Origin of the sequence: Micromonospora chaiyaphumensis, assembly GCF_900091435.1 — a bacterium.
In the GTDB taxonomy this organism is placed as follows: domain Bacteria; phylum Actinomycetota; class Actinomycetes; order Mycobacteriales; family Micromonosporaceae; genus Micromonospora; species Micromonospora chaiyaphumensis.
This window is the reverse complement of record NZ_FMCS01000010.1, coordinates 165,784-191,833: the sequence shown is the minus strand read 5'-3', so window position 1 is coordinate 191,833 and position 26,050 is coordinate 165,784. Positions and strand designations below refer to the sequence as shown.

At 73.8% G+C, this 26,050-nt stretch carries 23 protein-coding genes; 17 read left to right on the top strand and 6 right to left on the bottom strand.

Annotation, left to right across the window (positions count from 1 at the left end):
* Positions 1-104: 104 nt before the first annotated feature.
* The gene (rpmB, locus tag GA0070214_RS25020) at positions 105-296 is read right to left on the bottom strand and encodes a 50S ribosomal protein L28 (RefSeq protein ID WP_073832489.1); all 192 of its coding nucleotides are present in this window, start codon (positions 294-296) and stop codon (positions 105-107) included.
* 226 nt (positions 297-522) lie between these two features.
* Here rpmB and GA0070214_RS25015 point away from each other — a divergent pair, with 226 nt between their 5' ends.
* Genes GA0070214_RS25015 through GA0070214_RS25005 form a run of 3 tightly spaced genes read left to right on the top strand, consistent with a single transcriptional unit; the run spans position 523 to position 5,292 of the window.
* Positions 523-2,133 (top strand): DAK2 domain-containing protein, encoded by a 1,611-nt coding sequence (locus GA0070214_RS25015; protein ID WP_091268783.1) that lies wholly within the window; start codon positions 523-525, stop codon positions 2,131-2,133.
* Positions 2,130-4,331, top strand: coding sequence for an ATP-dependent DNA helicase RecG (gene recG / locus GA0070214_RS25010; RefSeq protein ID WP_091268782.1), 2,202 nt, complete (start codon positions 2,130-2,132; stop codon positions 4,329-4,331). Before GA0070214_RS25015 ends, recG begins: the two co-directional genes overlap by 4 nt.
* 37 nt (positions 4,332-4,368) lie before the next feature.
* A complete protein-coding gene (locus GA0070214_RS25005) occupies positions 4,369-5,292 on the top strand; it encodes a serine hydrolase domain-containing protein (RefSeq protein WP_091268781.1) in 924 nt (307 codons plus the stop codon).
* A gap of 51 nt (positions 5,293-5,343) precedes the next feature.
* On the opposite strand, the gene GA0070214_RS25000 is transcribed toward GA0070214_RS25005, so the two are convergent.
* The gene (locus tag GA0070214_RS25000; protein WP_091268780.1) at positions 5,344-6,846 is read right to left on the bottom strand and encodes an LPXTG cell wall anchor domain-containing protein; all 1,503 of its coding nucleotides are present in this window, start codon (positions 6,844-6,846) and stop codon (positions 5,344-5,346) included.
* A gap of 287 nt (positions 6,847-7,133) precedes the next feature.
* Between GA0070214_RS25000 and rsmD the strand changes: the two genes are divergently transcribed.
* The 11 genes from rsmD (at position 7,134) to GA0070214_RS24945 (ending at position 17,243) form a co-directional block, all read left to right on the top strand.
* On the top strand, positions 7,134-7,697 hold the full coding sequence (gene rsmD / locus GA0070214_RS24995) for a 16S rRNA (guanine(966)-N(2))-methyltransferase RsmD (protein ID WP_091268779.1): 564 nt from the start codon (positions 7,134-7,136) through the stop codon (positions 7,695-7,697).
* Complete coding sequence (gene coaD, locus GA0070214_RS24990) at positions 7,694-8,170, top strand: pantetheine-phosphate adenylyltransferase (RefSeq protein WP_091268776.1); 477 nt, start codon at positions 7,694-7,696, stop codon at positions 8,168-8,170. Before rsmD ends, coaD begins: the two co-directional genes overlap by 4 nt.
* A gap of 147 nt (positions 8,171-8,317) precedes the next feature.
* The gene (locus GA0070214_RS24985) at positions 8,318-8,815 is read left to right on the top strand and encodes an SPFH domain-containing protein (RefSeq protein WP_091269033.1); all 498 of its coding nucleotides are present in this window, start codon (positions 8,318-8,320) and stop codon (positions 8,813-8,815) included.
* 164 nt (positions 8,816-8,979) lie between these two features.
* Positions 8,980-9,543: a YceD family protein gene (locus GA0070214_RS24980; protein ID WP_091268769.1), complete on the top strand. Its 564-nt coding sequence runs from the start codon at positions 8,980-8,982 to the stop codon at positions 9,541-9,543.
* 5 nt (positions 9,544-9,548) lie between these two features.
* Positions 9,549-9,722 (top strand): 50S ribosomal protein L32, encoded by a 174-nt coding sequence (gene rpmF, locus GA0070214_RS24975; RefSeq protein WP_091268767.1) that lies wholly within the window; start codon positions 9,549-9,551, stop codon positions 9,720-9,722.
* Between the two features lie 131 nt (positions 9,723-9,853).
* Positions 9,854-10,813, top strand: coding sequence for a phosphate acyltransferase PlsX (locus GA0070214_RS24970; protein WP_244167850.1), 960 nt, complete (start codon positions 9,854-9,856; stop codon positions 10,811-10,813).
* Positions 10,810-11,583 (top strand): ribonuclease III, encoded by a 774-nt coding sequence (rnc, locus tag GA0070214_RS24965; protein WP_091268763.1) that lies wholly within the window; start codon positions 10,810-10,812, stop codon positions 11,581-11,583. The genes GA0070214_RS24970 and rnc overlap by 4 nt, the downstream gene beginning before the upstream one ends.
* Complete coding sequence (mutM, locus tag GA0070214_RS24960; RefSeq protein WP_091269031.1) at positions 11,576-12,433, top strand: bifunctional DNA-formamidopyrimidine glycosylase/DNA-(apurinic or apyrimidinic site) lyase; 858 nt, start codon at positions 11,576-11,578, stop codon at positions 12,431-12,433. Before rnc ends, mutM begins: the two co-directional genes overlap by 8 nt.
* 236 nt (positions 12,434-12,669) lie before the next feature.
* Positions 12,670-14,889, top strand: coding sequence for an MMPL family transporter (locus GA0070214_RS24955; protein ID WP_091268761.1), 2,220 nt, complete (start codon positions 12,670-12,672; stop codon positions 14,887-14,889).
* Positions 14,890-15,061: 172 nt separating this feature from the next.
* On the top strand, positions 15,062-16,567 hold the full coding sequence (locus GA0070214_RS24950; protein ID WP_091268759.1) for an MFS transporter: 1,506 nt from the start codon (positions 15,062-15,064) through the stop codon (positions 16,565-16,567).
* 133 nt (positions 16,568-16,700) lie between these two features.
* Positions 16,701-17,243, top strand: a complete 543-nt coding sequence (locus GA0070214_RS24945) for a GNAT family N-acetyltransferase (protein WP_091268758.1) — start codon at positions 16,701-16,703, stop codon at positions 17,241-17,243.
* 33 nt (positions 17,244-17,276) lie between these two features.
* Here the strand turns inward: GA0070214_RS24945 and GA0070214_RS24940 are convergent, their stop codons facing one another.
* The 4 genes from GA0070214_RS24940 to GA0070214_RS24920 form a co-directional block, all read right to left on the bottom strand.
* Positions 17,277-17,855 carry a hypothetical protein gene (locus GA0070214_RS24940; RefSeq protein ID WP_244167844.1) on the bottom strand — a complete coding sequence of 193 codons (579 nt, stop codon included), beginning with the start codon at positions 17,853-17,855 and terminating at the stop codon, positions 17,277-17,279.
* Between the two features lie 27 nt (positions 17,856-17,882).
* Complete coding sequence (locus GA0070214_RS24935) at positions 17,883-18,098, bottom strand: helix-turn-helix transcriptional regulator (protein ID WP_244167843.1); 216 nt, start codon at positions 18,096-18,098, stop codon at positions 17,883-17,885.
* 507 nt (positions 18,099-18,605) lie between these two features.
* Positions 18,606-19,499: an endo alpha-1,4 polygalactosaminidase gene (locus GA0070214_RS24925; RefSeq protein ID WP_244167842.1), complete on the bottom strand. Its 894-nt coding sequence runs from the start codon at positions 19,497-19,499 to the stop codon at positions 18,606-18,608.
* A 121-nt stretch (positions 19,500-19,620) separates the two neighbouring features.
* Positions 19,621-20,952 carry a CAP domain-containing protein gene (locus GA0070214_RS24920; protein WP_091268754.1) on the bottom strand — a complete coding sequence of 444 codons (1,332 nt, stop codon included), beginning with the start codon at positions 20,950-20,952 and terminating at the stop codon, positions 19,621-19,623.
* 374 nt (positions 20,953-21,326) lie between these two features.
* Between GA0070214_RS24920 and GA0070214_RS24915 the strand changes: the two genes are divergently transcribed.
* The 3 genes from GA0070214_RS24915 (at position 21,327) to GA0070214_RS24905 (ending at position 26,042) form a co-directional block, all read left to right on the top strand.
* The gene (locus tag GA0070214_RS24915; protein WP_007456482.1) at positions 21,327-21,521 is read left to right on the top strand and encodes a hypothetical protein; all 195 of its coding nucleotides are present in this window, start codon (positions 21,327-21,329) and stop codon (positions 21,519-21,521) included.
* A 304-nt stretch (positions 21,522-21,825) separates the two neighbouring features.
* Complete coding sequence (gene smc / locus GA0070214_RS24910; protein ID WP_091268751.1) at positions 21,826-25,425, top strand: chromosome segregation protein SMC; 3,600 nt, start codon at positions 21,826-21,828, stop codon at positions 25,423-25,425.
* Positions 25,422-26,042 carry an HAD-IA family hydrolase gene (locus tag GA0070214_RS24905; RefSeq protein WP_091268749.1) on the top strand — a complete coding sequence of 207 codons (621 nt, stop codon included), beginning with the start codon at positions 25,422-25,424 and terminating at the stop codon, positions 26,040-26,042. Before smc ends, GA0070214_RS24905 begins: the two co-directional genes overlap by 4 nt.
* The last annotated feature ends 8 nt before the right edge of the window (positions 26,043-26,050 follow it).

Sequence of the window (26,050 nt, the reverse complement as noted above, 5' to 3'; positions counted from 1 at the left end):
ACGGTCGGCGACCCGTCAGTGCGCGACCGGTGGGCACGACGAAAGCCGGCGGACCCGAGGGGTCCGCCGGCATCCGGCGAAACTGTGCAGGCGGTGCTGCCGCGTCAGGCGCGGGTGACCTTGCCGGCCTTGATGCACGAGGTGCAGACCTGCATCTTCTTGGTGGTGCCGCCACCGGCCGGGGTACGCACCGACTGGATGTTCGGGTTCCAGCGGCGGTTGGTCCGCCGGTGCGAGTGGGACACGTTGTGGCCGAAGCCCGGCCCCTTGCCACAGACGTCGCACACGCTAGCCACGGGATACTCCTGGGATTGAAACGTTCATGAGGTCGCCGCCAGGCGCTGCCCGGGCAACCTGGTCAGGTTACCCGATGACCGGCCGCCACGCCCAACCGCCCCGGTCGGGAGGCCGGCCCAGCGTACCCGGGGGACCGCCGGGCGGCGGCGGGTCCGTCCCCGGACCGTCCGGGACACGCCGGGCGGGCCCCGGCGGGTGTCGGTGCGCGCCAGTAGGCTTCCCGACGTGCTGGACACCCTCGACGCCGCCGCGGTGCGCCGCTGGTGCGCGAGCGGGCTGGCCGCCCTCCAGCGCCACCAGGGCGAGATCGACGAGCTCAACGTCTACCCGGTCCCCGACGGCGACACCGGCACCAACCTGGTGCTCACCCTCACCTCGGCCCAGCAGGCCCTCGCCATGGACCTGGAGACCCTCCCCGACGACGGGCACACCCCGCACGGGCACGCCCTGCGGCTGATGGCCCGGGGCGCGCTGCTCGGGGCGCGGGGCAACTCCGGGGTGATCCTCTCGCAGATCCTGCGCGGCTTCGCCGACGCGCTCGCCGCCGCACCGGCGGTCCGCGGCCGGCAGCTCGCCGCCGCGCTGGCCGACGCCACCACGGCCGCCTACGCGGCGGTCGCGCACCCGGTCGAGGGCACCCTGCTCAGCGTGGTCGCCGCCGCGGCCCGCGCGGCCGAGGGCGCGGACTCCGACGACCTGCGCGCGGTGGCCCGGGCGGCGGCCGGCGAGGCGGCCCGCGCCCTGGCGCGTACCCCCGAGCAGTTGCCCGCCCTCGCCCGGGCCGGCGTGGTCGACGCCGGCGGGCGCGGCCTCTGCCTGCTGCTCGACGCGCTCGTCGAGGTGGTCACGGGGGAGAGCCCGCGGCAGCCGGCGCCCGCACCGCCCGCGGTCCGCGCGCCCGCCACCGCCGTCCGGGAGACCGGCTCCCCGGCGTACGCCTACGAGGTGCAGTACCTGCTCGACGCCACCGACGAGGCGGTGGCCCGGCTGCGCGGCGAGCTGGACGCCCTCGGCGACTCCCTGGTGATCGTCGGCGACGCCGGCACCTGGAACGTGCACGTGCACGTCAACGATGTCGGGGCGGCCGTCGAGGCCGGCGTGGTGGCCGGACGGCCGCACCGGATCACGGTGACCCGGTTCGCCGACCAGGCGGCCCCGGCGCCCTCGCCCCCGGCGGCGCGGCCCGACGGCCGGGCCGCCGTGGTGGTGGCCACGGGCGCCGGCATCGCCGAGCTGTTCGGCGCCGAGGGCGCCACCGTGGTGCCGGCCAACCCGTCCACCGGCGAGCTGCTCGACGCGATCCGGGCCACGCGCGCCGCCCGGGTGGTGGTGCTGCCCAACGACCCCAACACCCAGTCGGTGGCGAGCGCCGCCGCGCGGGAGGCGCACGGCCTCGGGGTGAAGGTGAGCGTGGTGCCCACCCGGTCCCCGGTGCAGGCCCTCGCCGCCCTCGCCGTGCGCGACCCGAAGCGCCGCTTCGAGGACGACGTCATCGCCATGGCCGAGGCCGCCGGCGCCTGCCGCTACGCGGAGGTCTGCCACGCGAGCAGGGAGGCGCTCACCGTGGCCGGGCCGTGCCGGCCGGGCGACGTGCTGGCGCTGGTCGAGGGGGAGGTGCACCTCATCGGCGCCGACCTCCTCGACACCTGCACCGCCGTGGTCGACCGGATGCTCGGCGGTGGCGGCGAGCTGGTCACGCTGCTCTGCGGGGCGGACGCCCCGGCCGGGCTGGCCGACCGGGTGCGCGAGCACGTCGAGCGGTCCTGGCCGTTCGTCGAGGTGCAGGCGTACGAGGGCGGGCAGCCGCACTATCCGCTCCTGCTGGGGGTCGAATGACGAGCGAACCGGCGACGGTGGACACGCCGCTGAAGAAGCTGGTCGGGGAGCGCACGGCCAAGGCCCTGGCGAGCCACCTCGACCTGCACACCGCCGGCGATCTGATCTACCACTTCCCCCGCCGCTACGACGAGCGCGGCGAGCACACCGACATCCGCTCGCTCGACGTGGGGGAGCAGGTCACCGTGCTGGCCCAGGTGCAGCGCACCGCGGTCCGCCCGATGCGGCAGCGCCGGGGCAACCTGCTGGAGGTCACGGTCGGCGACGGCTCCGGCGGGGTGCTCACCCTCACCTTCTTCGGCAACCAGGCGTGGCGGGAGCGGGAGCTGCGCCCCGGCCGCTGGGGGCTGTTCGCCGGCAAGGTCACCGAGTTCCGGGGCAAGCGGCAGCTCAACGGCCCCGAATACGTGCTGCTCGGCGAGGGCGGCGACGGCGAGGCCGCGGCCAACGAGGAGGTCGAGGAGTTCGCCGGGGCGCTCATCCCGGTCTACCCGGCCGCGGCGGCCGTGCCGACCTGGGTGATCGCCCGCTGCGTACGGGTGGTGCTGGACACCTTCACCCCGCCGGACGACCCGCTGCCGGCCACCGTGCGGGCCAGCCGCAACCTGGTCGGCATCGGCGCCGCGCTGCGCGAGATCCACCGGCCCACCAGCAAGGAGGAGCTCTACAAGGCGCGGCGGCGGCTCAAGTGGGACGAGGCGTTCGCCGTGCAGCTCACCCTGGTGCAGCGCAAGCACCGGGCCGCGGCGTGGCCGGCGAAGGCCCGGCCGGCGAAGCGGGGCGGGCTGCTCGACGCGTTCGACGCCCGGCTGCCCTACGAGCTCACCTCCGGCCAGCAGGCCGTCGGCCGGGAGATCGCGGCCGACCTGGCGACCGCGCACCCGATGCACCGGCTGCTCCAGGGCGAGGTGGGCAGCGGCAAGACGGTCGTGGCGCTGCGGGCCATGCTCCAGGTGGTCGACGCCGGCGGGCAGGCCGCGCTGCTCGCGCCGACCGAGGTGCTCGCGGCCCAGCACCACCGGGGCATGCTCGACCTGCTCGGCCCCCTCGCGCAGGCGGGCGAGCTGGGCGCCGCCGACGACGCCACCCGCGTGGAGCTGGTCACCGGCTCGCTGGGCGCGGCGGCCCGGCGCCGGGCCCTCGCCGAGGTGGCCGAGGGGCGCGCCGGCATCGTGCTCGGCACCCACGCCCTGCTCTACGAGGGGGTCGACTTCGACGACCTGGGCCTCGTGGTGGTCGACGAGCAGCACCGGTTCGGCGTGGAGCAGCGGGACGCGCTGCGGGCCAAGGCCGACCAGCCGCCGCACGTGCTGGTCATGACCGCCACCCCGATCCCGCGCACGGTCGCCATGACCGTCTACGGCGACCTGGAGATCTCCACGCTGTCGCAGTTGCCGCAGGGCCGCTCGCCGATCGCCTCGCACGTGGTGCCGGCCGCCGAGAAGCCGGCCTTCCTCGACCGGGCCTGGCGCCGGCTCCGCGAGGAGGTCGCCAAGGGGCACCAGGCGTACGTGGTGTGTCCTCGCATCGGTGAGGGTCCGGTGTCGGACGAGGAGGCGCCGAGGGAGGACGACAACGGCCGCCGGCCCCCGCTCGCGGTGACCGAGGTGGCTCCGCTGCTGGCCGAGGGTCCGCTGCACGGGCTGCGGATCGGGGTGCTGCACGGGCGGCTGCCGGCCGACGAGAAGGACGCCGTGATGCGCTCCTTCGCCGCCGGTGACCTCGACGTGCTGGTGGCCACCACGGTGGTCGAGGTGGGCGTCAACGTGCCCAACGCCACCGTGATGATCGTGCTGGACGCCGACCGGTTCGGCGTCTCCCAGCTCCACCAGCTGCGCGGTCGCGTGGGCCGGGGCTCGGCGGCCGGCCTGTGCCTGCTGGTCACCGAGGCGATGGAGGGCTCCTCGGCCCGGGAACGCCTCGACGCCGTCGCCTCCACCACCGACGGGTTCAAGCTCGCCGAGCTCGACCTCGAGCAGCGCCGGGAGGGCGACGTGCTGGGCGCCACCCAGTCCGGCCGCCGGTCCCACCTGCGCCTGCTGTCGCTGCTGCGCGACACGGATCTCATCCGGGACGCCCGGGCCGAGGCGATCACCCTGGTCGAGGAGGACCCGGAGCTGGCCCGCCACCCGGCGCTGGCCGCGTCGGTCGCCGCCCTGGTCGACGAGGAACGCGCCGAATACCTGGAGAAGGGCTGAACCCCACGGGGCGCCCGTCCCGGCCTAGGCTCGTCCGATGCCGAAACCCTCTCTCGACCGCGGCGTGCTCCTGCTGGCCCAGGGCGACGAGATCCTGATGTCCCGGGTCACGGGTGCGGCCGACGCCGCCACCGCGTCGCCCTGCACGTCCGCGACCCGGTTCCAGATCGCCTCGATCAGCAAGCAGATGGCCGCCGTCGCGGTGCTGCTCCTGGCCGAGCGGGGCGCGCTGCGCCTGGACGATCCGATCGGCCGCTGGCTGCCGGACCCGCCGGCGGCCTGGTCCGGGATCACCCCGCACCACCTGCTCACCCACACCTCGGGCCTGGGTCATTGGGAGGAGTACCCGATGATCGACCTGGCCGCCCCGGCCGAGCCCGACAAGCTGCTGGCCGTCTTCGCGGGCGTGCCGCCCCTGTTCGCCCCCGGCGCCGGCTGGCACTACAGCAGCCCCGGCTACGTCCTGCTGGCCCGGGCCGTCGAGCGCGCGGCCGGCCGCCCGTACGCCGCGTTCCTCGCCGAGGAGGTCTTCGGGCCGCTGGGCATGACGGGCAGCTTCGCCGGCGGGGCCGCCGGGCGGGACGACGTGGCGACCGGGCACGAGGGCGGTCGGCCGGTGCCGTCCTGGGACCTGGACACGGTGAGCATGGGCGCCGGGGACGTCTGGTGCACCGGCGCAGACCTGCTGACCTGGCTGGACGTGCCCCGCCGGGGCCGGCTGCTCGGGCCGTCGGCGGCCGTGCTGACCGCCCCCCACGCGCCTACCGGCCGCCCCGGCGAGGCGTACGGCTACGGCTTCTTCGTCGGCCCGCTGGGCGGGGAGCGGGCGGTGCACCACTCCGGGGACAACGGTGGCTACAAGGCGTTGGCGGCCTGGTTCCCCGACTCGGACCGCCGCCTCGTGGTGCTGACCAACCAGGCGGAGATCGATCCGGCGCTGCTGAAGGCCGAGCTGGAATGAGCCGAGGGCGCGCCGGCCGGGTGGCCCGCGCGCCCTCGGATCAGGCGTACGTCAGGCGGTGAAGCGGATCCGCCGCCGCCGGGTCACCACGAAGAGCACCGCGCCGGCCGCCACCAGGGCACCGGCCACCGCGGCCAGGACGCCGGCCGCCGCGCCGGTCACCGGCAGGGCCGGCTCCCCGCCACCGCTGCCGCCGCAGTTCCCCTCGGGGGCGTAGACCGCCTGCATCTCCAGGTCGAGGTCGGGCAGGGCCACGGTGGCCTGCTCGTCCTTGCCGGCCTGGAAGGTCACCTTCTCCGTCCCGCCCGGCGCGACCGTCCGGGTCTCGGTGCGCCCGCCGTAGGTCAGCTCGGCCTTCACCGGCAGGCCACCCTTCGGGTTGGTCACCGTGAGGGTGAACGTGTCGCAGTCGGCCTTGGTGGCCACCGTCGGCAGCGCGCAGTCCTTCGGGCGCTGCCAGGAGTAGGTGCCCTTGTCGACCACCTTCCCGTCGACCAGCACCTCGACGGTGCCGGCGTTCGCGGCCGGAACGACGGTGTCGGTGTTCGCCTTGCCCGGCTCGACGGTCACCTTCTTCGACCAGCCGTTCGCGCCGCGCACCTCGAACTCGACCGGGTAGCGGCTCAGGCTGCCGTCGTTGCTCAGCGCCACGGCGACGGTGCCGTCGCACTTCGAGGTGAAGAGCGTGGCGGGGTTGGCGCAGGTGCGGCTGCCGCCGTTGTACCAGCCCTGCGGGCCGTGCGACCGGTTGCCGGGTGCGCCCGGCGAGCCGAGCTTGAGGTTGCCGTAGCGCTTGCCGTCCTCGGTCAGCGGGTCGATGACCTGGCTCGTGTCGCCCCAGATCAGGTCCACCTGGGTGTTGCAGTCGGGCAGGTCGACCGTCAGCTCGATCGAGGTTTTGGTCCCGCCGATCCAGTCGCTGTCCGGGGTGCCGTGGACGTACTGCGGGGTGGCGAACTGCGGGCGCGGGGCGAAGTAGGAGACGAGGGTGAACCACTGCTTCCCGTCGCCGCAGAGCGGCAGGTCGCCGTCGAGCTTGACCGTCGCGGTGCCCTTCGGTCCGTTGAAGGTGTGGCTGTAGGTGGCCGTGTCGAGGTCGACGCACTTGGGCGCCGGGGCGCAGGAGCGGTCCCGGGTCAGGTCGACGGTGCCGGTGTCGGTGTGCTCCTGGCCGTTGGCCTTCCACAGCGCGTAGATGGTCAGCGAGGCCGACCGGGTGTCGCCGGGCACGCGCTGGACCGCCTGGACGGAGCCGCCGTCGGGGACGACGGTGCCCTCCAGCGGGACGGGGGAGGCGCCCTCGACGGCGACGGTCACGTCGGTCTTCGGGTTCGGCGTGACCTGCTGGAGCGTGGCGGCCTTGTCCCGTTCGCTGTTCTCCACCGTCCAGGTGAGGACCCGCTCTCCGGTGAGCTGGTCACAGGCGGAGGTGGCCTTGATGGTGGTGTGGTGGGCGCTGGCGGGTGCGGAGACCGCCACTGCCCCGACGAGGCCGAGCAGGGCGGCGCCCAGCACGGCGAGCGGTCGCCGCGGCGACAGCCTGGTACGGATCACGGGTACTCCCGGATTGAGGGGGTTCGGGGTTGGTTGCCGGGGACCGCGGGCGCGCGGGGTTGCCGCGCCGGCGGCGTCCCGATGCCGGTGCCGGTGAGGCGAGCCGACAACCGGGCAGACCCTAGCGAAATCGACACGGACGGCGTTACCGCTACCGATGGCTCGTAAAGGGTCTGTTATAGATTTGAGATCATTGATGTACGACCCGTGACGGGCCGTCGCGCCGGGTGGTCCGTGCGCCCCAATTCGGGCATCGCGTAGCGTCGGGGCATGCGGAGGGAGCGACGGTGACCCGGATCGTGGGCGGGACGCTCGGCGGCCGGCGGATCGCCGCGCCGCCCGGTGCCGGCACCCGGCCCACCTCGGACCGGGTCCGGGAGGCGCTGTTCAGCGCCGTGCAGGCCGAACTCGACCTCGACGGGGCCCGCGTCGCCGACCTGTACGCCGGCTCCGGCGCGGTCGGGCTGGAGGCGCTGTCCCGGGGCGCCGCCCACGTGCTGCTCGTCGAGTCCGACCCCCGGGCCGCCCGGGTGATCCGGGAGAACGTCGCCGCGCTCCGGGCCGCCCCGGCAGCGCGCCTGGTCACCGGCAGGGTGGCGACCGTGCTCGCCGCCGGCCCGGACGGCGGGCCCTACGACGTGGTCTTCGCCGACCCGCCCTACGCCACACCCGACAGCGAGATCACCGCGATGCTGGCCGCGCTGGTCGGCGGAGGCTGGCTGGCCCCGGACGCCCTCGTGGTCGTCGAGCGCTCCAGCCGCACGGGCCCGGTCGAGTGGGTGGAGGGCGTCACTGGCGAGCGCAGCCGCCGCTACGGCGAGACCACCCTTTGGTACGGTCGCCGATCATGAGACGTGCGGTCTGTCCCGGCTCGTTCGACCCGGTCACCAACGGACACCTCGACATCATCGGCCGGGCGAGCCGGCTCTTCGACGAGGTGATCGTCGGCGTGCTGGTCAACCAGTCGAAGCAGGGGCTGTTCACGGTCGAGGAGCGCATCGACATGCTCCGCGAGGTGACCAAGTCCTACGACAACGTGCGGGTCGAGTCGTTCCGCGGCCTGCTGGTCGACTTCTGCCGTGCCCAGCACGCGAGCGTGCTGATCAAGGGCCTGCGCGCGGTCAGCGACTTCGACTACGAGCTCCAGATGGCCCAGATGAACATCGGCCTGGCCGGCGTGGAGACGCTCTTCATGCCCACCAACCCGCTCTACTCGTTCCTCTCCTCCAGCCTCGTCAAGGACGTGGCCAAGTGGGGCGGCGACATCTCCGCGCACGTCCCGGACGTGGTCCGCGAGGAGCTCGTGGCCCGGCTGCGCCGCTGACGGGCCCGCGCGGCCCGGCGGGCGACGCGCCGGGCGGGGGCGGGTGGCGCGGCGCTGGCCGATGCCCGACATGATGTGTGCAACGCCGAACCGGGGCGCAGGCCGCATCATGAAGGTCGGCCGACCAATGACAGGAGTGAGGTGCCGGTGGACCCGCTCGATCGCATCGACGAACTGATCGCCATGGTGGAGCAGGCCCGCTCCGTGCCGATGTCGCGCAACAACTGCATGGTCGACCGGGGCGAGATGATCGCCGCCCTGGACGAGCTGCGGGTGGAGCTTCCCGCCGACCTGCGCCGGGCCGCCGCGCTGCTGGAGGAGCGGGACAAGATCATGGAGGCCGGCAAGCGCGAGGCCGACCGGATCATCAGCGAGGGTGAGGCCGAACACGCCCGCCTGGTCTCGGTGAACGAGATCACCGTCTCCGCCGAGCACGAGGGCGCCCGGATCATCGCGGAGGCCCGGGCCGAGGCGCAGCGCCTGCGGGACGAGGTCGACGACTACGTCGACACCGCCCTGGCCAACTTCGAGCAGTTCCTGACCCGGGCGCTCGCCTCGATAGAGCGCGGCCGGGACAAGATGCACGCGCTGCGGGAGATCGGCACCTTCGCCGGGGACGAGGCGGATCGCCCGCTGCCCTTCTGAGCGCCGCTCCGGCAGCCGGTGGCCGCGCTACCCTTGCCAGCGGCACGCGGGCCGGTGGCCGACAGCCGGCACCCGACGGGCCAGGGACGACGCCCCGGTTCGACGGTCCGCCGGTCGTCCAGGTAACCTTCTTTGTCGGCCTCTCACCCGGCCGGAGTCTGACTATGCCCAAACACACGCCAAGCACACTCGACCCCAGGTCGCCGCTGGTCCTCGACACGAGGGACCTGCCGCGTCGGCCTGGCGCGTTGCGTACGCATCGGCGCGTCGTGCCGGCACCGGCGGACCTCGGCGTGGAGTTGATCACCGTGCCGGAGGGTGCGGACCTCGACCTCGACCTGAGGTTGGAGTCGGTGTCCGAGGGCGTGCTCGTCTCCGGGACCGTCACCGGTCCCGTCAAGGGCGAGTGCGGGCGCTGCCTGCGCGAGATCGACGACTCGGTGGCCGTGACGATCCAGGAGCTGTACGCGTACGAGAACAGCACCACGGACGACACGACCGACGAGGACGAGGTGGGCCGGATGCAGGGCGATCTGATCGACCTGGAGCCGGCGCTGCGGGATGCGGTGGTGCTCGCACTGCCGACCAACCCGCTCTGCCGGGAGGACTGCCCAGGCTTGTGCCCCGACTGCGGGGTGCACTGGGACGATCTGCCGGCCGACCACAGCCATCAGCAGATCGACCCGCGTTGGGCGGGCCTGTCGCAACTGACCCGTACAGAGGAGTAAGAACCGTGGCCGTCCCCAAGCGCAAGATGTCGCGCAGCAACACCCGGGCCCGTCGGGCGCAGTGGAAGACCGCGGCGGTCGCGACCGTGGCCTGCCCGCAGTGCAAGTCGGCCAAGCTGCCGCACGCCGCCTGCTCCGTCTGCGGCACCTACAACGGCCGTCAGGTCCTCGAGGTCTGACCGGACGCCGAGTGACGTCCCCGACCACCGGTCGGGTCACGCACGCACCACGGCTCTCGCCCGGTGCCCCGGCTCCCTCCGCCGCCGGCCGTTCCTCGGCCGGCGCCCCGACGGAGCCGGGCACCGCGCGGATCGCCGTCGACCTCCTCGGCGGGGACGATGCTCCCGCCGTCGTGGTTGACGGCGCTCTGCGGGCGGTGCGCACCGACCCCGACCTGCACCTGCTGCTCGTCGGCCCCAGCGAGGTCGCCGACGGGCTGATCGGTGCGCTCGACCCGGAGCAGCGCTCCCGGGTCACCGTCCGCCCGGTGCGGACCGCCGTCGGCATGGCCGACCATCCCACCGCCGCCCGCGGGGAGAGCACCGTCCGCGCGGCCGTGCACGCCGTCCGCGACGGGATCGCCGACGCGCTCGTCTCCGCCGGCTCGACCGGCGCCACCGTCACCGCCGCCGCGCTCGGCCTCGGCCGCTGGCCCGGCGTACGCCGGCCCGCCCTGGTCGCCACCCTGCCCGCCGTCGAGGGGCCCGTGGTGCTGCTGGACGTCGGTGGCACCCTGGAACCCGGCCCCGCCACCCTGGCCCGGCACGCCGTGCTCGGCGCCGCCTACGCGGCCGTGGCGCACGCCGTCGCCGCGCCCCGGGTCGGGCTGCTCTCCGTCGGCACCGAGGCGGGCAAGGGCGACCGCCTGCGCCGCTCCGCCGATCCGGCCCTCGCCGCCGTGCCACTGCCCTGCGGCGCCCGCTACGTCGGCCTGGTCGAGGGGTACGACGTGGCCGTCGGCGCCCGCGCCGATGTGGTGGTCACCGACGGCTTCACCGGAAACGTGCTGCTCAAGGCCATCGAAGGCGCCTACGCGATGGCCGGTGGGCCGCCGGCGAGCGGCGGCGCGCCGCGGGCGGCGGCCCTGCTCGGGGTGGCCGGCACCGTGGTGGTCTGCCACGGCGCGGCGCAGCCCGACGACGTCGCCTCCGGCATCGCCCTCGCCGCCCACCTGTGGCGCCGGGGCGCCACCGACACCGTCTCGACCGTGCTCGAGGCCGTCCCGCACGATCCCGCACCTGACCGCAACGACACCGAGGTAGCACCATGACCAACGACAAGCGGCGGCGTGCTCCCGTCGGCCACCTGGAGGCGGCCTTCGGGGTGTCGCTCGACCCGGAACTGCTGGAGCGCGCGCTGACGCACCGCTCCTACGCCTACGAGAACGGTGGCCTGCCCACCAACGAGCGGCTGGAGTTCCTCGGCGACTCGGTCCTCGGCGTGGTGATCACCACGGCGCTCTTCCACAACCACCCGGACCTGCCCGAGGGGCAGCTCGCCAAGCTGCGGGCCAGCGTGGTCAACATGCGCGCCCTCGCCGACGTGGCGCGCGGCCTCGGCCCGGACGGGCTGGGCGCCTACCTGCTGCTCGGCAAGGGCGAGGAGGCCACCGGCGGCCGGGACAAGGCGAGCATCCTGGCCGACACCCTGGAGGCGCTGCTCGGCGCGATCTACCTCCAGTACGGCCTGGACACCGCGGCCATCGTGATCCACCGCCTGTTCGACCCGCTGATGGCCGAGTCGGCCGGCCGGGGCGCGGCGCTGGACTGGAAGACCAGCCTCCAGGAGCTGACCGCCGCCCTGGGGCTCGGCGTTCCGGAATACCGGATCGAGGGCACCGGCCCGGACCACCTCAAGACCTTCACGGCCTGGGTGGTGGTGGCCGGCAACCGCTACGGCGGCGCGGAGGGGCGCAGCAAGAAGGAGGCCGAGCAGCGGGCCGCCGAGTCGGCCTGGCGCACGCTGACCGAGCAGGCCGAGGCGGAGGCCGCCGCGAAGGCGGCGGACGAGGCCGCGGAGGCCGGTGCGGGCCGTGCCTGAGCTGCCCGAGGTCGAGACCGTCCGGCAGGGGCTGGCCGACTGGGTCATCGGCCGGCGGATCAGCGCCGTCGAGGTGCGCCACCCCCGGGCGGTCCGCCGGCACGAGCCGGGCGGCGAGCACTTCGCCGACGTGCTGACCGGCCGGACGATCACCGACGTGCGGCGCCGGGGCAAGTACCTGTGGCTGCCCCTGGACAGCGGCGACGCCCTCATCGGGCACCTCGGCATGTCCGGCCAGCTGCTGCTCCAGCCGGTCGGCGCGGCCGACGAGCTGCACCTGCGGGTCCGGTTCCGGTTCGCCGACGACGGCCCGGAGCTGCGCTTCGTCGACCAGCGCACGTTCGGCGGGCTGTCGGTCTCCGAGGGCGGGGCGGAGCTGCCGGCCGAGATCGCGCACATCGCCCGGGACCCGATGGACCCGGAGTTCTCCGACGCCGGCTTCGTGGCGGCGCTGCGGAAGCGGCGCACCGAGGTGAAGCGGGCGCTGCTCGACCAGACGCTGATCTCCGGTGTCGGCAACATCTACGCCGACGAGGCGCTCTGGCGGGCCAAGCTGCACGGCGCCCGGCCGACCGACGCGCTGACCGGCCCCGCGGCCGCCCGGCTGCTCGGCCACGTCCGGGACGTGCTCGGCGAGGCGATCAAGCAGGGCGGCACGAGCTTCGACGAGCTGTACGTCAACGTCAACGGCGAGAGCGGCTACTTCGACCGGTCGCTGAACGCGTACGGCCGGGAGGGGGAGCCCTGCCCGCGGTGCGGCACGCCGATCCGGCGTGAGGCGTTCATGAACCGGTCCTCCTACAGTTGCCCGCGCTGCCAGCCGCGCCCCCGGGGCACCCTCCGGGGATGACCCCGAGCCGGCTCGGGGTTGCACCGGTGTGCCGCACCGGCCGCGGCCCGGCGGGTCCCCCGGTCGTACCCTGAAAATCCCGTTCTGTCCGGTTGGCCGACCCGGTTCCGGCCGCCCGGCCGGGGCCCGACGGATGGGGGACGAGCGGGGGCCGTTCCCCGATGTCCGGGCCCGGCGCGCTCCCTAGCGTCAGCAGACGTCGGCACAGGGCCGACGTCTGGAGGGGGATCCCAGATATGGGCAGGCGACCGGTGACCGTGCGGCTGGCACGGTGGAGTGCGGAGCATCCGTGGCGGGCCATCGCGCTCTGGGTGGTGTTCGTGGCGGTGTGCTTCGTCGGTGGCAACGCCGCCGGCCTGAACGAGGCGACCGACGACGACCAGGCGATCGGCGAGATGGGGCGGGCCCAGCTGATCGTCGACAGTGGGGGCTTCCACGAGCCGGCCACCGAGAACGTGCTGATCACCCCGCTCGCGGGGAAGCTCGACCCGGCCGCGGCGAAGGCCGCCGCCGACGACGCGACGGCCCGGCTGCGGCAGGTCGACGGGGTGGCCTCGGTGGGCGCGCCCATGCCGTCGCGGGACGGCAACGCCGTGCTGGTGCCGATCACCATGTCGGGCGACCCGGAGACCGCCGCGGACCGGGTGCAGCCGCTGCGCGACACCACGGCGAAGGTCCAGGAGGCGCACCCGGCGCTGCGGGTCGAGCAGGTCGGCGGCCCGTCGATCGGCAAGGCGCTCGACGACACCCTCGGCAAGGACTTCAAGCGGGCCGAGCTGCTCAGCCTGCCGGTCACTTTGGCCATCCTCATCATCGCGTTCGGGGCGCTCATCGCGGCCGGCGTGCCGGTGCTGCTGGCCCTCTCCTCGGTGGCCGCGGCCATGGGCCTCTCCACCCTGGCCTCGCACCTGGTGCCGGCCACCGACACCACGGCCAGCGTGATCCTGCTGATCGGCATGGCCGTCGGCGTGGACTACTCGCTCTTCTACGTCCGGCGGGAACGCGAGGAACGGGCCAAGGGCCGCTCCGGGCTCGACGCCGTGGAGATCGCGGCGGAGACCTCCGGGCACGCCGTGGTGGTCTCCGGCACCGCCGTGATCATCTCGATGGCCGGGCTGCTGCTCGCCCAGGACGCCATCTTCTCGTCGCTGGCCGTGGGCTCGATCCTGGTGGTCGCGGTCGCCGTGATCGGCTCACTGACCGTGCTGCCGGCGCTCCTGGCCAAGCTGGGCCGCTGGGTCGACCGGCCCCGCGTGCCGCTGCTGTGGCGGCTCACCGCCCCGCGCGTCGGGCGGCACGGCCAGCCGGCCCGGCCCCGCTTCTGGCCGGCCGTGCTGAAGCCCGCGCTGCGCGCGCCGATGGCGACCCTGGTGGTCTCGGTCGGCCTGCTGCTCGCCCTGGCCGCCCCGGCGCTGGGCATGAAGCTGAAGTTCCCCGGCATGGAGGACGTGCCCCGCACCACCGCGGCCATGCAGGCGTACGACCGGCTCACCGCGGCCTTCCCGAGCAACGGCACCAGCCACACCGTTGCGGTGCGGGCGCCGGCCGACCAGGCCGACCGGGTGCATGCCGCCCTCACCGGGCTGGCCGGCCGGGCCGCCACCGACCCGCTCTTCGCGCCGGCCGAGGGGGACGGCCCGAAGATCAAGGTGTCGGAGGACCGCCGGGTGTCGGTGCTGGAGGTGGCCACGCCGTACGCGAGCCGCACCGACGAGGCGTCCCGGTCCCTGCACGAGCTGCGCCAGGACCTCGTCCCGGCCGCGCTGAACGGCATCCCCGGCGTCGAGTACGCGGTCGGCGGCGGCGTGGCGGCCAGCGAGGACTACGCGGACCACATCTGGGCGAAGCTGCCCCTGGTGGCGGCCTTCGTGCTGGCGCTGACCTTCCTGGTGATGGCGTGGACCTTCCGGTCCGTGGTGGTGGCACTCACCTCGATCCTGCTGAACCTGCTCTCCGCCGGGGCCGCCTACGGCCTGCTGGTCCTGGTCTTCCAGGGTGACTGGGCGGAGGGGCTGCTCGGCTTCACCTCGATGGACGCGATCGTCACCTGGCTGCCGATGTTCCTGTTCGTGGTGCTGTTCGGGCTGTCCATGGACTACCACGTCTTCGTGGTCAGCCGGATCCGCGAGGGCATCCGCCAGGGCATGTCGAACAAGGACGCCGTGGCGTACGGGATCACCTCCTCGGCAGGGGTGGTGACGAGCGCGGCGATCGTCATGGTCGGGGTGTTCTCGATCTTCGCGACGCTGAGCACCATCGACTTCAAGCAGCTCGGCATCGGGCTGGCCGCGGCGATCCTGCTGGACGCCACGATCATCCGGGCGGTGGTGCTGCCGTCGCTGATGACCCTGCTGGGCGACGCGAACTGGTGGGCGCCGCGGTTCCTGCGCGGCCGGGCGGCGACCCCGCCGGCCGAGCCGCCCGCGCCGGCGCCGGAACTGGTCGGCGCCCGCTGAGTCGGGGGACGGGGGAGGGCGGGCCGGTCCGGTCCGCCCTTCGTCCGGTGACCGGGTTGTCACAGCAGGATTAACGGCCGCGGCGGCGGGGCATCTGGGCCGCCATGGACGAACAGCTTCCGCCGGCGGCCCGTCGTCACGCCCCGGCCACCGCAGCCTCCCGGAGCGCGTCATGAGCACCGACGTGCGGACCGGCACCGTACGGACCAACGTCCCGGCCCGCCTGGACCGGCTGCCGTGGTCCCGCTGGCACTGGATGATCGTGATCGGCCTCGGCACGGTGTGGATCCTCGACGGCCTCGAGGTGACCATCGTCGGCAACCTGTCCGGCAAGCTCGCCGAAGAGGGCAGCGGCCTGAGCATCACCCAGAGCCAGGTCACCGGCCTGGCCGCCGCGCTCTACGTGGCCGGCGCCTGCACCGGCGCGCTCTTCTTCGGCTGGCTCACCGACCGGTTCGGGCGCAAGAAGCTGTTCCTGCTGACCCTCGGGCTCTACCTGGTCGCCACCGCGCTGACCGCGCTGTCCTTCGACACCTGGTGGTTCTTCCTGTTCCGGTTCCTCACCGGCATGGGCATCGGCGGCGAGTACGCGGCCATCAACTCGGCCATCGACGAGCTGATCCCGGCGCGGCACCGCGGCCGCATCGACATCATCATCAACGGAACCTTCTGGCTCGGCGCGGCGCTCGGCGCCCTGCTCACCGTGCCGCTGCTCAACGGCCTGCCGACCAACCTGGGCTGGCGGGTGGCGTTCGGCCTGGGCGCGGTGCTCGGCGTGGTGATCCTGCTGGTCCGGCGGCACGTCCCGGAGAGCCCACGGTGGCTGTTCATCCACGGCCGGGCCGACGAGGCGAACCATCTCGTCGACTCGGTCGAGGCCGAGGTGAAGCGGGAGACCGGCAAGGACCTCACCGAGGCCGACAACTGGATCGAGATCAGGCAGCGGAAGAGCACCAACTTCCTGGAGATCGCCAAGACCCTGTTCGCCCGCTACCCGAAGCGCGCCACGCTGGGCTTCGCGCTCTTCATCGGGCAGGCGTTCCTCTACAACGCGATCACCTTCGGCTTCGCCCAGATCCTCCAGACGTTCTTCGACGTCCCGCCGGGCAACAGCGGCTACTACTTCGCCGTGATCGCGGTCGGCAACCTGCTCGGCCCGCTGCTGCTGGGCCGGCTCTTCGACACCGTCGGCCGGGTGCCGATGATCGCCGGCTCGTACATCGGCTCGGGCGTGCTGCTGCTCGGCACCGCCTGGCTGTTCCACTCCGGCGTGCTGAACGCGGTCACCATGACCGCCTGCTGGTGCGTGGTGCTCTTCTTCGCCTCGGCCGGCGCCAGCGCCGCGTACCTGACGGTCAGCGAGATCTTCCCCATGGAGACCCGGGCCATGGCCATCGCGTTCTTCTACGCGATCGGCACCGCCGCCGGCGGCATCACCGGCCCGCTGCTCTTCGCCAAGCTGGTCGGCACCGGCAAGGTCGGCGACACCGTCGTCGCCTTCGTGGTCGGCGCCGCCGTGATGATCATCGGCGGCCTGGTCGAACTGACCCTCGGCGTCAAGGCCGAGGGGAAGTCCCTGGAGGACCTGGCCACCCCGCTCAGCGCCGAGCACGCGGGCATCCCGTCGCAGCGCGGCGCCGGCGCCCCGGCGCCGGTCACCGGCGGCGCCCCCGGCTGACCTCCGCCGCTCCCCCCGGCACCGCCCCCGCCCGTCCAGGCCGGGGGCGGTGCCGCTTCTTCCAGGGGTACGCGGAGCACGATCCCGTGCTTTCGGTTTGTCGATGACCGGTCCGGTCCGGTAGGAAAATCGCATGCTGAGGGGCAACACGGTCGGGCTCAGGGCCCGGCACGAGGACGACATCCCGACCCTGCGAACCGAGCTCTACGACGACGTGGTCAACTCCTCCCGGGCCGAAGGGGGGCCGTGGCGGCCGATCACGCCCGGCTCGAAGGACCCGCGGCTCGTGGTGGACGACCAGGAGCAGGGAAGCGTCTCGTTCTCGGTGGTGGAGCTGGACGGCGGCACGCTGGTCGGCACCGCCACGCTGTGGGGCATCGACAACCACAACCGGTCCGCGCACATCGGCCTGGGCCTGCTCCCGTCCGCGCGGGGCAAGGGCTACGGCACCGACGTGGTGGCGGTGCTGTGCCACTACGGATTCGTCGTGCGCGGCCTCCAGCGGCTGCAGATCGAGACACTTGCCGACAACGCCGCGATGCTGCGCTCCGCCGAGCGCAACGGCTTCGTCCGCGAGGGCGTGCTGCGCTCCTCGGCCTGGGTGCTGGGCGAGTTCCTCGACGAGGTGGTGCTCGGGCTCCTCGCTCAGGACTGGAAGCCGGACGTGACGGCGTAGCCGCCCTGCGACAGCCGGCGGGGCCTCAGGCTCTCACACGTAGTCACGCCAGAAAGTCACCGTCACCTGGGGCTCGCGGAACTCCTGATCGATGTAGTGGGCGAGGTCGTTGCCGTACACGATGATGTCGGTCAGTCGGTGGATGGAGAGCACGGGATGCCCGGAGGAGCCGCGGCCGGCCGGCAGGTAACGGTGGGCGTACACGGGAACCATCCGGGGCACGTCGGCGAGCAGTCGCTGCGCCTTGGCGATACGCCGGGCGAGGTCGTGCGGGCGACGGTTCCACCCGGGTGGCCACTCGCCGCGCTGGATGCCGTCGAGCGCGGTCGCGAGTGGCCAGTCGACCTGCTCGTGCAGGGTGGTGGAGTCGAGCTGCCGCCAGTTCGGCCAGCCCCAGCTTGCCTTGTCGGGGTGGTCGTCGTGGCCAGGTGTCCAGACCGGCAGCCCGGCCGTGAGGAAGGCCCGGTGGTCGTCGGCGAACTCGAAGCCGAACCGCCGTTCGATGCTGAGGAACTCGGCGTCGGTGAGCCCTGGCTGAATGTCCACCAGGCCCAGCTGGGCCAACCGGCGAGCGGCCTCGATACCCAACGCGGCACCGGCATCATTCGTCACCGGCGAAGCGTAGCGACGGTGTAGTTGTCAGGCCGGTGTGTCGTCCTCGGTGGGGCGGGGCTGGCGGTACTCCTTGATCCAGCGCTCGATGTCGTCGGCCAGCCACACCTTCATGCCGCGCAGTTCCTGGTACGGCTTCGGGAAGGTGGGATACCTGGCGAGCTGCTGGAACCGCTGCCGCGACACGCCTAAGCGCTGGGCGATCTCGTAGGGCCCCATGAGCTGCCCCGGCCCTCGGTCCATGGCCTGAACGTAGGTCGATGATTGCTAGTCTATTGGATATTGCCAGTTGACTAACCGGTCGGCTGAACGGCATCGTGGTCGTATGCCGCGAGAGACCTGCCCGGTCCATGACTGATCACGGACCCGTTCAACCAATCTGGACCTGCTCGGGGTGCAGCCTGCCCTGGCCCTGTCCCACGCGCCGTCGGCAACTGCTCGCCGAGTACGACAACGCCCCGCTGTCTCTTTCCCTCTACATGGCCTCGCACCTGGTGTCCGCCACTCAGGACATGGGTTGGGCTCCGGCCGGGCCGCTCCATCGTCGCTTCCTCGGCTGGATGCCGTGAGCGTGCTCGGGCCGGGTGACGAGAAGTTCCACTACTCGGACAACTCCCACAGGTGGATACCCCCGGACCCCGACTTCCCGCAGGAGGTGTGGGACGAGATGGTCCGGCAGCACAAGGAGAGGCACCTGCGACCACCACGGCGGCCACGCCTCGCACGTCGTTCGATCTGACCGGGATGCCCTCAGGGCAGTGCGCAGGGTTCGCGCCAGGCGTCGAGGGTGCGGTCCTTGAGGATGGAGGCGAAGCCGTAGCCGACCGTGGTGACGCAGAACCGCGCCGGGTCGCCCGTGTACTCCACGTGGAAGACCGGCTTGTCCGCGTCGACGAACGGCAGTAGCTTGTCGCACCCGCCGCGGCGGACGCACTCCTGGTTGACCGCGAAGTCGAAGTCGGGGGCGAGCGCCGCCACCTGCGGCAGGTCGTCGATGAGACCGGGGGAGAGGTCAAGCCGCCGGGCCAGTTCGGCCAGCCGGCGGTTGAACAGCAACTGGTCGTCGAAGGTGAGCGGGAAGCCGGTGCGGTGCAGGTAGGCGTCCGCGTCGTCGAGCGCCACGGCGCCGAAGCCCTTGCCCCGGCAGAGCCGGAACCGGTCGGCCAGCACCGGCTCCAGCGAGTCCCACCGGCGGACGTCCAGCCACCGGGTGCTCGCCCGGCCGGGCACCGCCGTGCCGCGTACCGCGGCGGGGAAGCGGCTGGCGTCCGGCTCGCCGGTCGCGTACGTGCCGACCCGTACCTGGCAGACCAACCGCCGGTTGCGGGCGCGCAGCGCGCCGGTCTCGGTGGAGGTGGTGTGCACGGGGTCGAGCAGGAAGACGTCGGCGTCGACCGTGACGTCCACCGGGCCGGTGAGCTGCCACTGCCACTGCCAGTCCCGGGCGTGCGCCGACGGCCACGGGGTCGGCGCCCCGGGTGGGACGATCGGCTCCTGGCAGGCCGACGCCGGGGCGAGCAGCAGCGCCGACAGCACCACCGCAACGCCCCGGTGCGGCCCGCGTCGGCGGACGCGGGCCGCCCGGGGCGGCACGGCCCACGCCGGCCGCATCCGCATCGACAGCTCCCGGGTCGCGGGCGGCACCCCGCCCCCTGCCGGTACGTCTCCGGCGGCCCCGGTGCGCCGGCCGCGGGGCCGGCACGGCTCAGGCGTCCCCGGCGTACCTCACCCGGTCAACGAGCGCAGGCCCGGTCACGACGCGCGGTCAGCGCGGGGTGCCGAAGTCCTGCGTCCAGTACGGCCCGTTGCTCCGCGCCACGCCCACGCCGATCTCGGTGAACGAGCAGTTCAGGATGTTCGCCCGGTGCCCCGGGGAGTTCATCCAGGCGTCCATCACCGCAGCCGGGCTCTGCTGGTTCCAGGCGACGTTCTCGCCGTACGACCGCCAGGCGTAGCCGACCCGGTCGAGCCGGTCGCCCACGTCGCTGCCGTCGCTGCCGTCGTGGGTCATGTTCTTGTGGTCGGCCTGGTCCTGGCTGTGCCGCTGGGCGGCGAGCGTCAGCTTGTCGTCGACGGTCAGCGCCTTGCAGCCGGCCTTCGCCCGCTCCTGGTTGACCAGGGTGACGACCTCCCGCAGCTCGGCGGTGAGGCCCTTGGCCGAGGCCGTCGTGGCGCCCGTGCTGCTCGGCGCGGTGCTCCGCGGCAGCTGCCGGGACGGGGCGGTGGTCCGGCTCGGCTTCGGGGTCGGCTTCCTGCTCGGGGTGGGCCGGGCGCTGGTCGGCGCGGCGCTCGGGCTGGCCGACTCCGGCGCGAGGGCGTCGCCCGGGGCGTCCTCGGCGCCGTCGGTCGCGAGCGGGGCGGCGGCCACCGGCCCGTCGGCGGAGGTCGGCTCGGTCGGCTGGTCACCGTCGGGCAGCACCAGGGCGCCCACGCCGAGGCTCACCACGAGGGTCGCCGCCGCGGCGGCCCCACCGATGAGCAGGGGACGCCGCAGTCGGCGCCGCTGCCGGTGCCGGCCGGTGTCGTCGTCCGCGGCGTCGGTGGCCGGCTGCCAGGAGCCCGTCGACCGCTCGTCCACGCTCGGCTGCCAGGCGCCGGCCCGCTCGTCCACGGGCTGCTGCCAGGCGGTGTGCTGCTCGTCCACGGGCTGCTGCCAGGCGGTGTGCTGCTCCTCGGGGTGCCAGCCGCCGGCCCGCTCGTAGGGGGACATCGGCTCGTAGGGAGGCATCGGCGCGCCGCCCGGGTGGGCCGCCGGGCCGTACGCCGGCGGCTCGACGGCCGGGGAGTACCCGGTCCGGTCGGCGTCGGCGTACCGCCCGGCGTCGGCCCACCCGTGCGTCCCGGCGCCGGCGGTGGGGAGGTGGCCGGTGCGCTCGGGAGTGTGGTCGTCCCGCCACGGCGTCGTCGGGGCGTCGGCCCCCCAGGTGCCGGTGGGCGGCTCGGTCCGGTCCGGGCCGGGCTGCGCCGGCTCGTCCCCGAAGAGGTATGACGACCGCGGCTCGGGCCGGTCGGTGAGCCAGGCCGGTCCCTCGTCGGTCGGCGGCTCGGGGCGTCGGGGAACGCCATCCGGTTCGATCGGGTCGGTCCAGCGGTACACGCCTGTCCCCTCCACGGGTCGGTTGCGGGCCGCAGTGACGCTACGGGCGGCCCGCGAGCTGCGGCAACGTGGCTAAGAAAGAGTTAAGGGGAACCAGACAGCAAGGGTGAGGCGTTCACACATTCCCGGGCGTACAGTAAAGGCGTCCGGACAGAGCGTGTCCGCGCCTTGTGGCAGCCCCCCGACAAGTGGACCGGTGGACGTGGAGATGATCTACGGCCTGCAGGAACTTGACGAAGGAGGGGGTTTCGGCTCAATATATAGGTGTCGCCAGTCGCGCCCAGCCATGCCCGGATTTCGCGGGGGTGGCAGCCGCGAACATCAGTGGGCGCGCGTTGGCCGGCCTTTCCGGCAGCGCATATCAAGGAGTCAGCATGGCGAAGGCCCTCTACGGCCACGTAGGTGCAGCGCCCGACCGGCGTCTGCTCGACGAGGTCACCCGACTGCGTGCCAGGGTTCAGGCACTGGAGTTCGAGATCACGCGTCTGCGTGCCGACAACGATCGGCTTGCGGCGGCTGCGGCGGAGGCCGACGACCTCCTCCGTCTGGCCGAGCCCGCGCTGACCTGATCTCCGGTCGCCCGGAAAACTGAATCGCACCACACAGAAAACGCGCGCCGACACCCAGTGCCGGCGCGCAGCTTTTTGTTTTCGGGCCGCGCATTCCGCGATCTTGACGGGCCGTTCCGGAATTGCGTCCCGCAATTCTGATCTTGCACTTTCCCGTGGCGTGCGCCACACCGCCGGAAACCGGACACGTCCGGCACCGGGTGGGTCGCGTACCAGGCTCTCCCCGCCCGCGGGTTAGTCTGCGGGTTCGCCAGGTCCGCGCAGCCGGCGACGGTACGGCGGCCACCGGACGAGGATCGAGAAGGTGCATCTCAAGAGCCTGACGGTGAAGGGCTTCAAGTCCTTCGCCTCCGCGACGACGCTGAAGCTGGAGCCCGGGATCACCTGCGTGGTCGGCCCGAACGGCTCCGGCAAGTCCAACGTCGTCGACGCCATCGCCTGGGTGCTCGGCGAGCAGGGCGCCAAGGCGCTGCGCGGCGGCAAGATGGAGGACGTCATCTTCGCCGGCACCGCCGGGCGGGCGCCGCTGGGCCGGGCCGAGGTCACCCTCACCATCGACAACACCGACGGCGCGCTGCCGATCGAGTACACCGAGGTCTCCATCACCCGCCGGATGTTCCGCTCCGGCGAGAGCGAGTACGAGATCAACGGCGACTCCTGCCGGCTGCTGGACATCCAGGAGCTGCTCTCGGACTCCGGCATCGGCCGGGAGATGCACATCATCGTCGGGCAGGGCCGGCTCGACGGCATGCTGCACGCCAAGCCGGAGGACCGGCGGGCGTTCATCGAGGAGGCGGCCGGCGTCCTCAAGCACCGCAAGCGCAAGGAGAAGGCGCTGCGGAAGCTCGACGCGATGCAGACCAACCTCAACCGGCTCACCGACCTCACCGCCGAGCTGCGCCGCCAGCTCAAGCCGCTGGGCCGGCAGGCCGAGGTGGCCCGCCGGGCCGCCGCCATCCAGGCCAACCTGCGCGACGCCCGGCTGCGGCTGCTCGCCGACGACCTGCACACCCTGCGCACCACCCTGGACCGGGAGATCGCCGACGAGACCGCGCTGCGTGAGCGGCGCGAGCAGATCGAGGGCGAGCACGGCGAGGTGCAGGCCCGCCTCGGCGAGCTGGAGGCGGCGCTGGCCGAGGACGCCCCGCTGCTCGCCGCGGCCCAGGACACCTGGTACAAGCTCTCCGCGCTCCAGGAGCGGTTCCGCTCCATCGAGCAGCTCGCCCGGGAACGGCTGCGCCACCTCAGCGCCACCGGCGACGACGAGCGCCCCGGCCGCGACCCCGAGCAACTGGAGGCCGAGTCCCGGCGGGTCCGCGAGCAGGAGGAGGAGCTGCGGGCGGCGCTCACCGAGGACCAGATCCGGCTCGCCGAGGCGGTCGAGCACCGCCAGGAGCTGGAGCGGCAGCTCGCCGCCGCCGAGCGGGAACTGGTCGCCGCGGCCAAGGCCATCGCCGACCGCCGCGAGGGCCTGGCGCGGCTGACCGGCCAGGTCAACTCCGCCCGGGCCCGCACCACCAGCGCCGGCGAGGAGATCGAACGGCTCGCCGCCGCGCACACCGACGCCCTGTCCCGCGCCGAGAAGGCCCAGGCCGACCTGGACGCCGTCGCCGAACAGTCCACCGAGGCCGATCGGGACAACGCCGACCTGGACGCCCGGCACGCCGAGGCGGTCGCCGTCCACGAGCAGGCCCAGGCCGCCGTGCGCAGCCTCGCCGACGCCGAGCGGGCCGCCGAGAAGGACGCGGCGACCTGGAAGGCCCGCGAGGAGGCGCTCGCGCTCGGCCTGCGCCGCAAGGACGGCGCGGGCGCCCTGCTGGCCCGCGCCGACCAGGTGCCCGGCCTGCTCGGCAGCCTCTCCGGGCTGCTCACCGTCGCCCCCGGCAACGAGGCGGCGCTCGCCGCCGCGCTCGGCGGGCTCGCCGACGCCGTCGCGGTCACCGGCGTGGACGAGGCCGTCGAGGCCATGCGGCTGCTCAAGATCTCCGACGCGGGCCGGGCCGGGCTGCTGGTGGGCAGCCCCGCCGGCCCCGGCATGTCCGGCTCTGCCGACGCGCTGCGCCCGAAGCTGCCCGACGGCGCCCGCTGGGCCCCCGACCTCGTGGAGTGCTCCGCCGAGATCCGGCCCGCGGTGCACCGGGCGCTGCGGGACGTGGTGCTCGTCGACGATCTCGCCGCCGCGGCCGAGCTGGTCGCGGGCAACCCGGAGCTGCGCGCGGTCACCCCGGACGGCGACGTGGTCGGGGCGTACGCGGCGGCCGGCGGGTCGGCCAAGGCGCCCAGCTACATCGAGGTGCAGGCGGCCGTGGAGGAGGCGCGGGCCAACCGGGCCACCGCCGAGCGGACCAGCGCCGAGCTGCGCGAGCAACTGGTCGAGGCGCGCGCCGAGGTGGCCGCCGCCAAGGAGGCCGTGCAGCACGCCGCCGCGGCCAAGCGGGAGGCGGAGAGCCACCGCAACGCCGCCGCCCGCCGCCTCGCCGAGCTGGGCGCGGCCGCCCGGTCGGCCAAGGCGGAGACCGACCGGCTCGGCGAGTCCCGGGCCCGCGCCGAGGCGGCCCGGGAACGCGACCTCCAGGCCCTCGCCGAGCTGGAGGAGCGGCTCCGGCTGGCCGAGGCCACCCCGCTCGACGCCGAACCGTCCACCGAGGAACGCGACCAGCTCGCCGCCATGGTGCCGCAGGCCCGGCAGAACGAGATGGAGGTCCGGCTCGCCGTGCGTACCGCCGAGGAGCGGGTCTCCTCGATCGCCGGCCGGGCCGACTCCCTCGCCCGGCAGGCGACCGCCGAGCGGGCCGCGCGGGAGCGCGCCGCCGCCCGGCGCGCGGCCCGCACCCGGGGCGCGGAGATCGCGCGGGCCGTGGTCGGCGGGGCCCGCGAGGCGCTCACCCGGCTCACCGTCTCGATCGCCCGGGCCGAGGAGCACCGCGACGCCGTCGCCCGCGAGCGCGCCGCCCGCGAGGCCGAGCTCTCCGAGGTACGCGGCGCGGCCAAGCGGCTCGGCGCCGAGCTGGAGCGGCTGACCAGTCAGGTGCACCGGGACGAGGTGGCCCGCGCCGAGCAGCGGCTGCGCATCGAGCAGCTGGAGGCGAAGGCGGCCGAGGACTTCGGCCTCGACGTGGCCACCCTGATCGCCGAGTACGGCCCCGACCAGCTCGTCCCGCCCACCGACGCCGACGTCGCCGCCGCGGAGAAGGAGGGCACGCCGCTGCCCGAGCCGGTCCGCTACGAGCGGCCGGTGCAGGAGAAGCGGGCCGCCAAGGCGGAGCGGGAACTGGCCCTGCTCGGCAAGGTCAACCCCCTCGCGCTGGAGGAGTTCGCCGCGCTGGAGGAGCGCTACAAGTTCCTCTCCGAGCAGCTGGAGGACCTGAAGGCCAGCCGCCGCGACCTGCTCACCGTGGTCAAGGACGTCGACGACCGGATCCTGGAGGTCTTCGCCAGCGCGTTCGAGGACACGGCGCGGGAGTTCGAGCAGGTGTTCACCGTGCTCTTCCCCGGTGGCGAGGGCCGGCTGGTCCTCACCGACCCGGAGGACCTGCTCACCACCGGCGTCGAGGTCGAGGCCCGGCCGCCCGGCAAGAAGATCAAGCGGCTGTCGCTGCTCTCCGGCGGCGAGCGGTCGCTGACCGCGGTGGCCATGCTTGTGGCGATCTTCCGCGCGCGGCCCAGTCCGTTCTACATCATGGACGAGGTGGAGGCGGCCCTCGACGACGTCAACCTGGGCCGCCTGATCACGCTGCTGGCCCAGCTCCGGGAGAAGAGCCAGCTCATCGTGATCACCCACCAGAAGCGCACCATGGAGATCGCCGACGCGCTCTACGGCGTGACCATGCGCAGCGGGGTCACCCAGGTGATCAGCCAGCGGCTCAACCGGGCCGACGACGAGGGTCAGGAGACAAGCGAGTGAGTCGGGAACGCGCCACGGCGCTCCTGGTGGACTTCGACGGCGTGCTGCGCCACTGGGACCCGGCGGTGGCCGCGCGGGTCGAGCGGGAGTACGGGCTGAGCGAGGGCGTCCTCGGCGAGATCGCCATGTCCTGGGGCCTGCTCCAGCCGGTCCTCACCGGCAAGGTCAGCCACGCCGAGTGGATGACGAGCGTGGCCGACGCGCTGACCCCCTCGGTCGGCGACCCGGGCCGGGCCCGAGCCGCCGTGGACGCGTGGCAGCGTTACCGGGGCGAGGTCGACCCCGAGGTGCTCGCCTTCATCCGCGAGGTCCGGGCGGCAGGCGTGCGGGTCGGGCTGGGCACCAACGCCACCGACGTGCTCGACGCCGACCTGGCCGCGCTGGATCTGACCGACGAGCTGGACGTGGTGGTCAACTCCTCGGTGATCGGGGTGCACAAGCCGGCGAAGGAGTACTTCCAGGCGGCCTGCGAGGCGCTGGGGACGCCCCCGGCCCGGGTGCTGTTCGTCGACGACGAGGACCGGTCGGTGGCCGGCGCGCGGGTGGCCGGGCTCTCGGCGCACCGCTGGAGCGGCCCGGCCGACCTGCGCTACCTGCGGGCCGCGCTGGCGTACTGAGGCTGGGC

What these genes read in the sequence shown, in the direction of transcription:
- recG (WP_091268782.1), top strand. Translation starts at nt 2,130, where the DNA reads ATGACGAGCGAACCGGCGACGGTGGACACGCCGCTGAAGAAGCTGGTC.
- GA0070214_RS25005 (WP_091268781.1), top strand. Translation starts at nt 4,369, where the DNA reads ATGCCGAAACCCTCTCTCGACCGCGGCGTGCTCCTGCTGGCCCAGGGC.
- coaD (WP_091268776.1), top strand. Translation starts at nt 7,694, where the DNA reads ATGAGACGTGCGGTCTGTCCCGGCTCGTTCGACCCGGTCACCAACGGA.
- GA0070214_RS24980 (WP_091268769.1), top strand. Translation starts at nt 8,980, where the DNA reads ATGCCCAAACACACGCCAAGCACACTCGACCCCAGGTCGCCGCTGGTC.
- rnc (WP_091268763.1), top strand. Translation starts at nt 10,810, where the DNA reads ATGACCAACGACAAGCGGCGGCGTGCTCCCGTCGGCCACCTGGAGGCG.
- GA0070214_RS24955 (WP_091268761.1), top strand. Translation starts at nt 12,670, where the DNA reads ATGGGCAGGCGACCGGTGACCGTGCGGCTGGCACGGTGGAGTGCGGAG.
- GA0070214_RS24950 (WP_091268759.1), top strand. Translation starts at nt 15,062, where the DNA reads ATGAGCACCGACGTGCGGACCGGCACCGTACGGACCAACGTCCCGGCC.
- GA0070214_RS24945 (WP_091268758.1), top strand. Translation starts at nt 16,701, where the DNA reads ATGCTGAGGGGCAACACGGTCGGGCTCAGGGCCCGGCACGAGGACGAC.
- GA0070214_RS24935 (WP_244167843.1), bottom strand. Translation starts at nt 18,098, where the DNA reads ATGGACCGAGGGCCGGGGCAGCTCATGGGGCCCTACGAGATCGCCCAG.
- GA0070214_RS24915 (WP_007456482.1), top strand. Translation starts at nt 21,327, where the DNA reads ATGGCGAAGGCCCTCTACGGCCACGTAGGTGCAGCGCCCGACCGGCGT.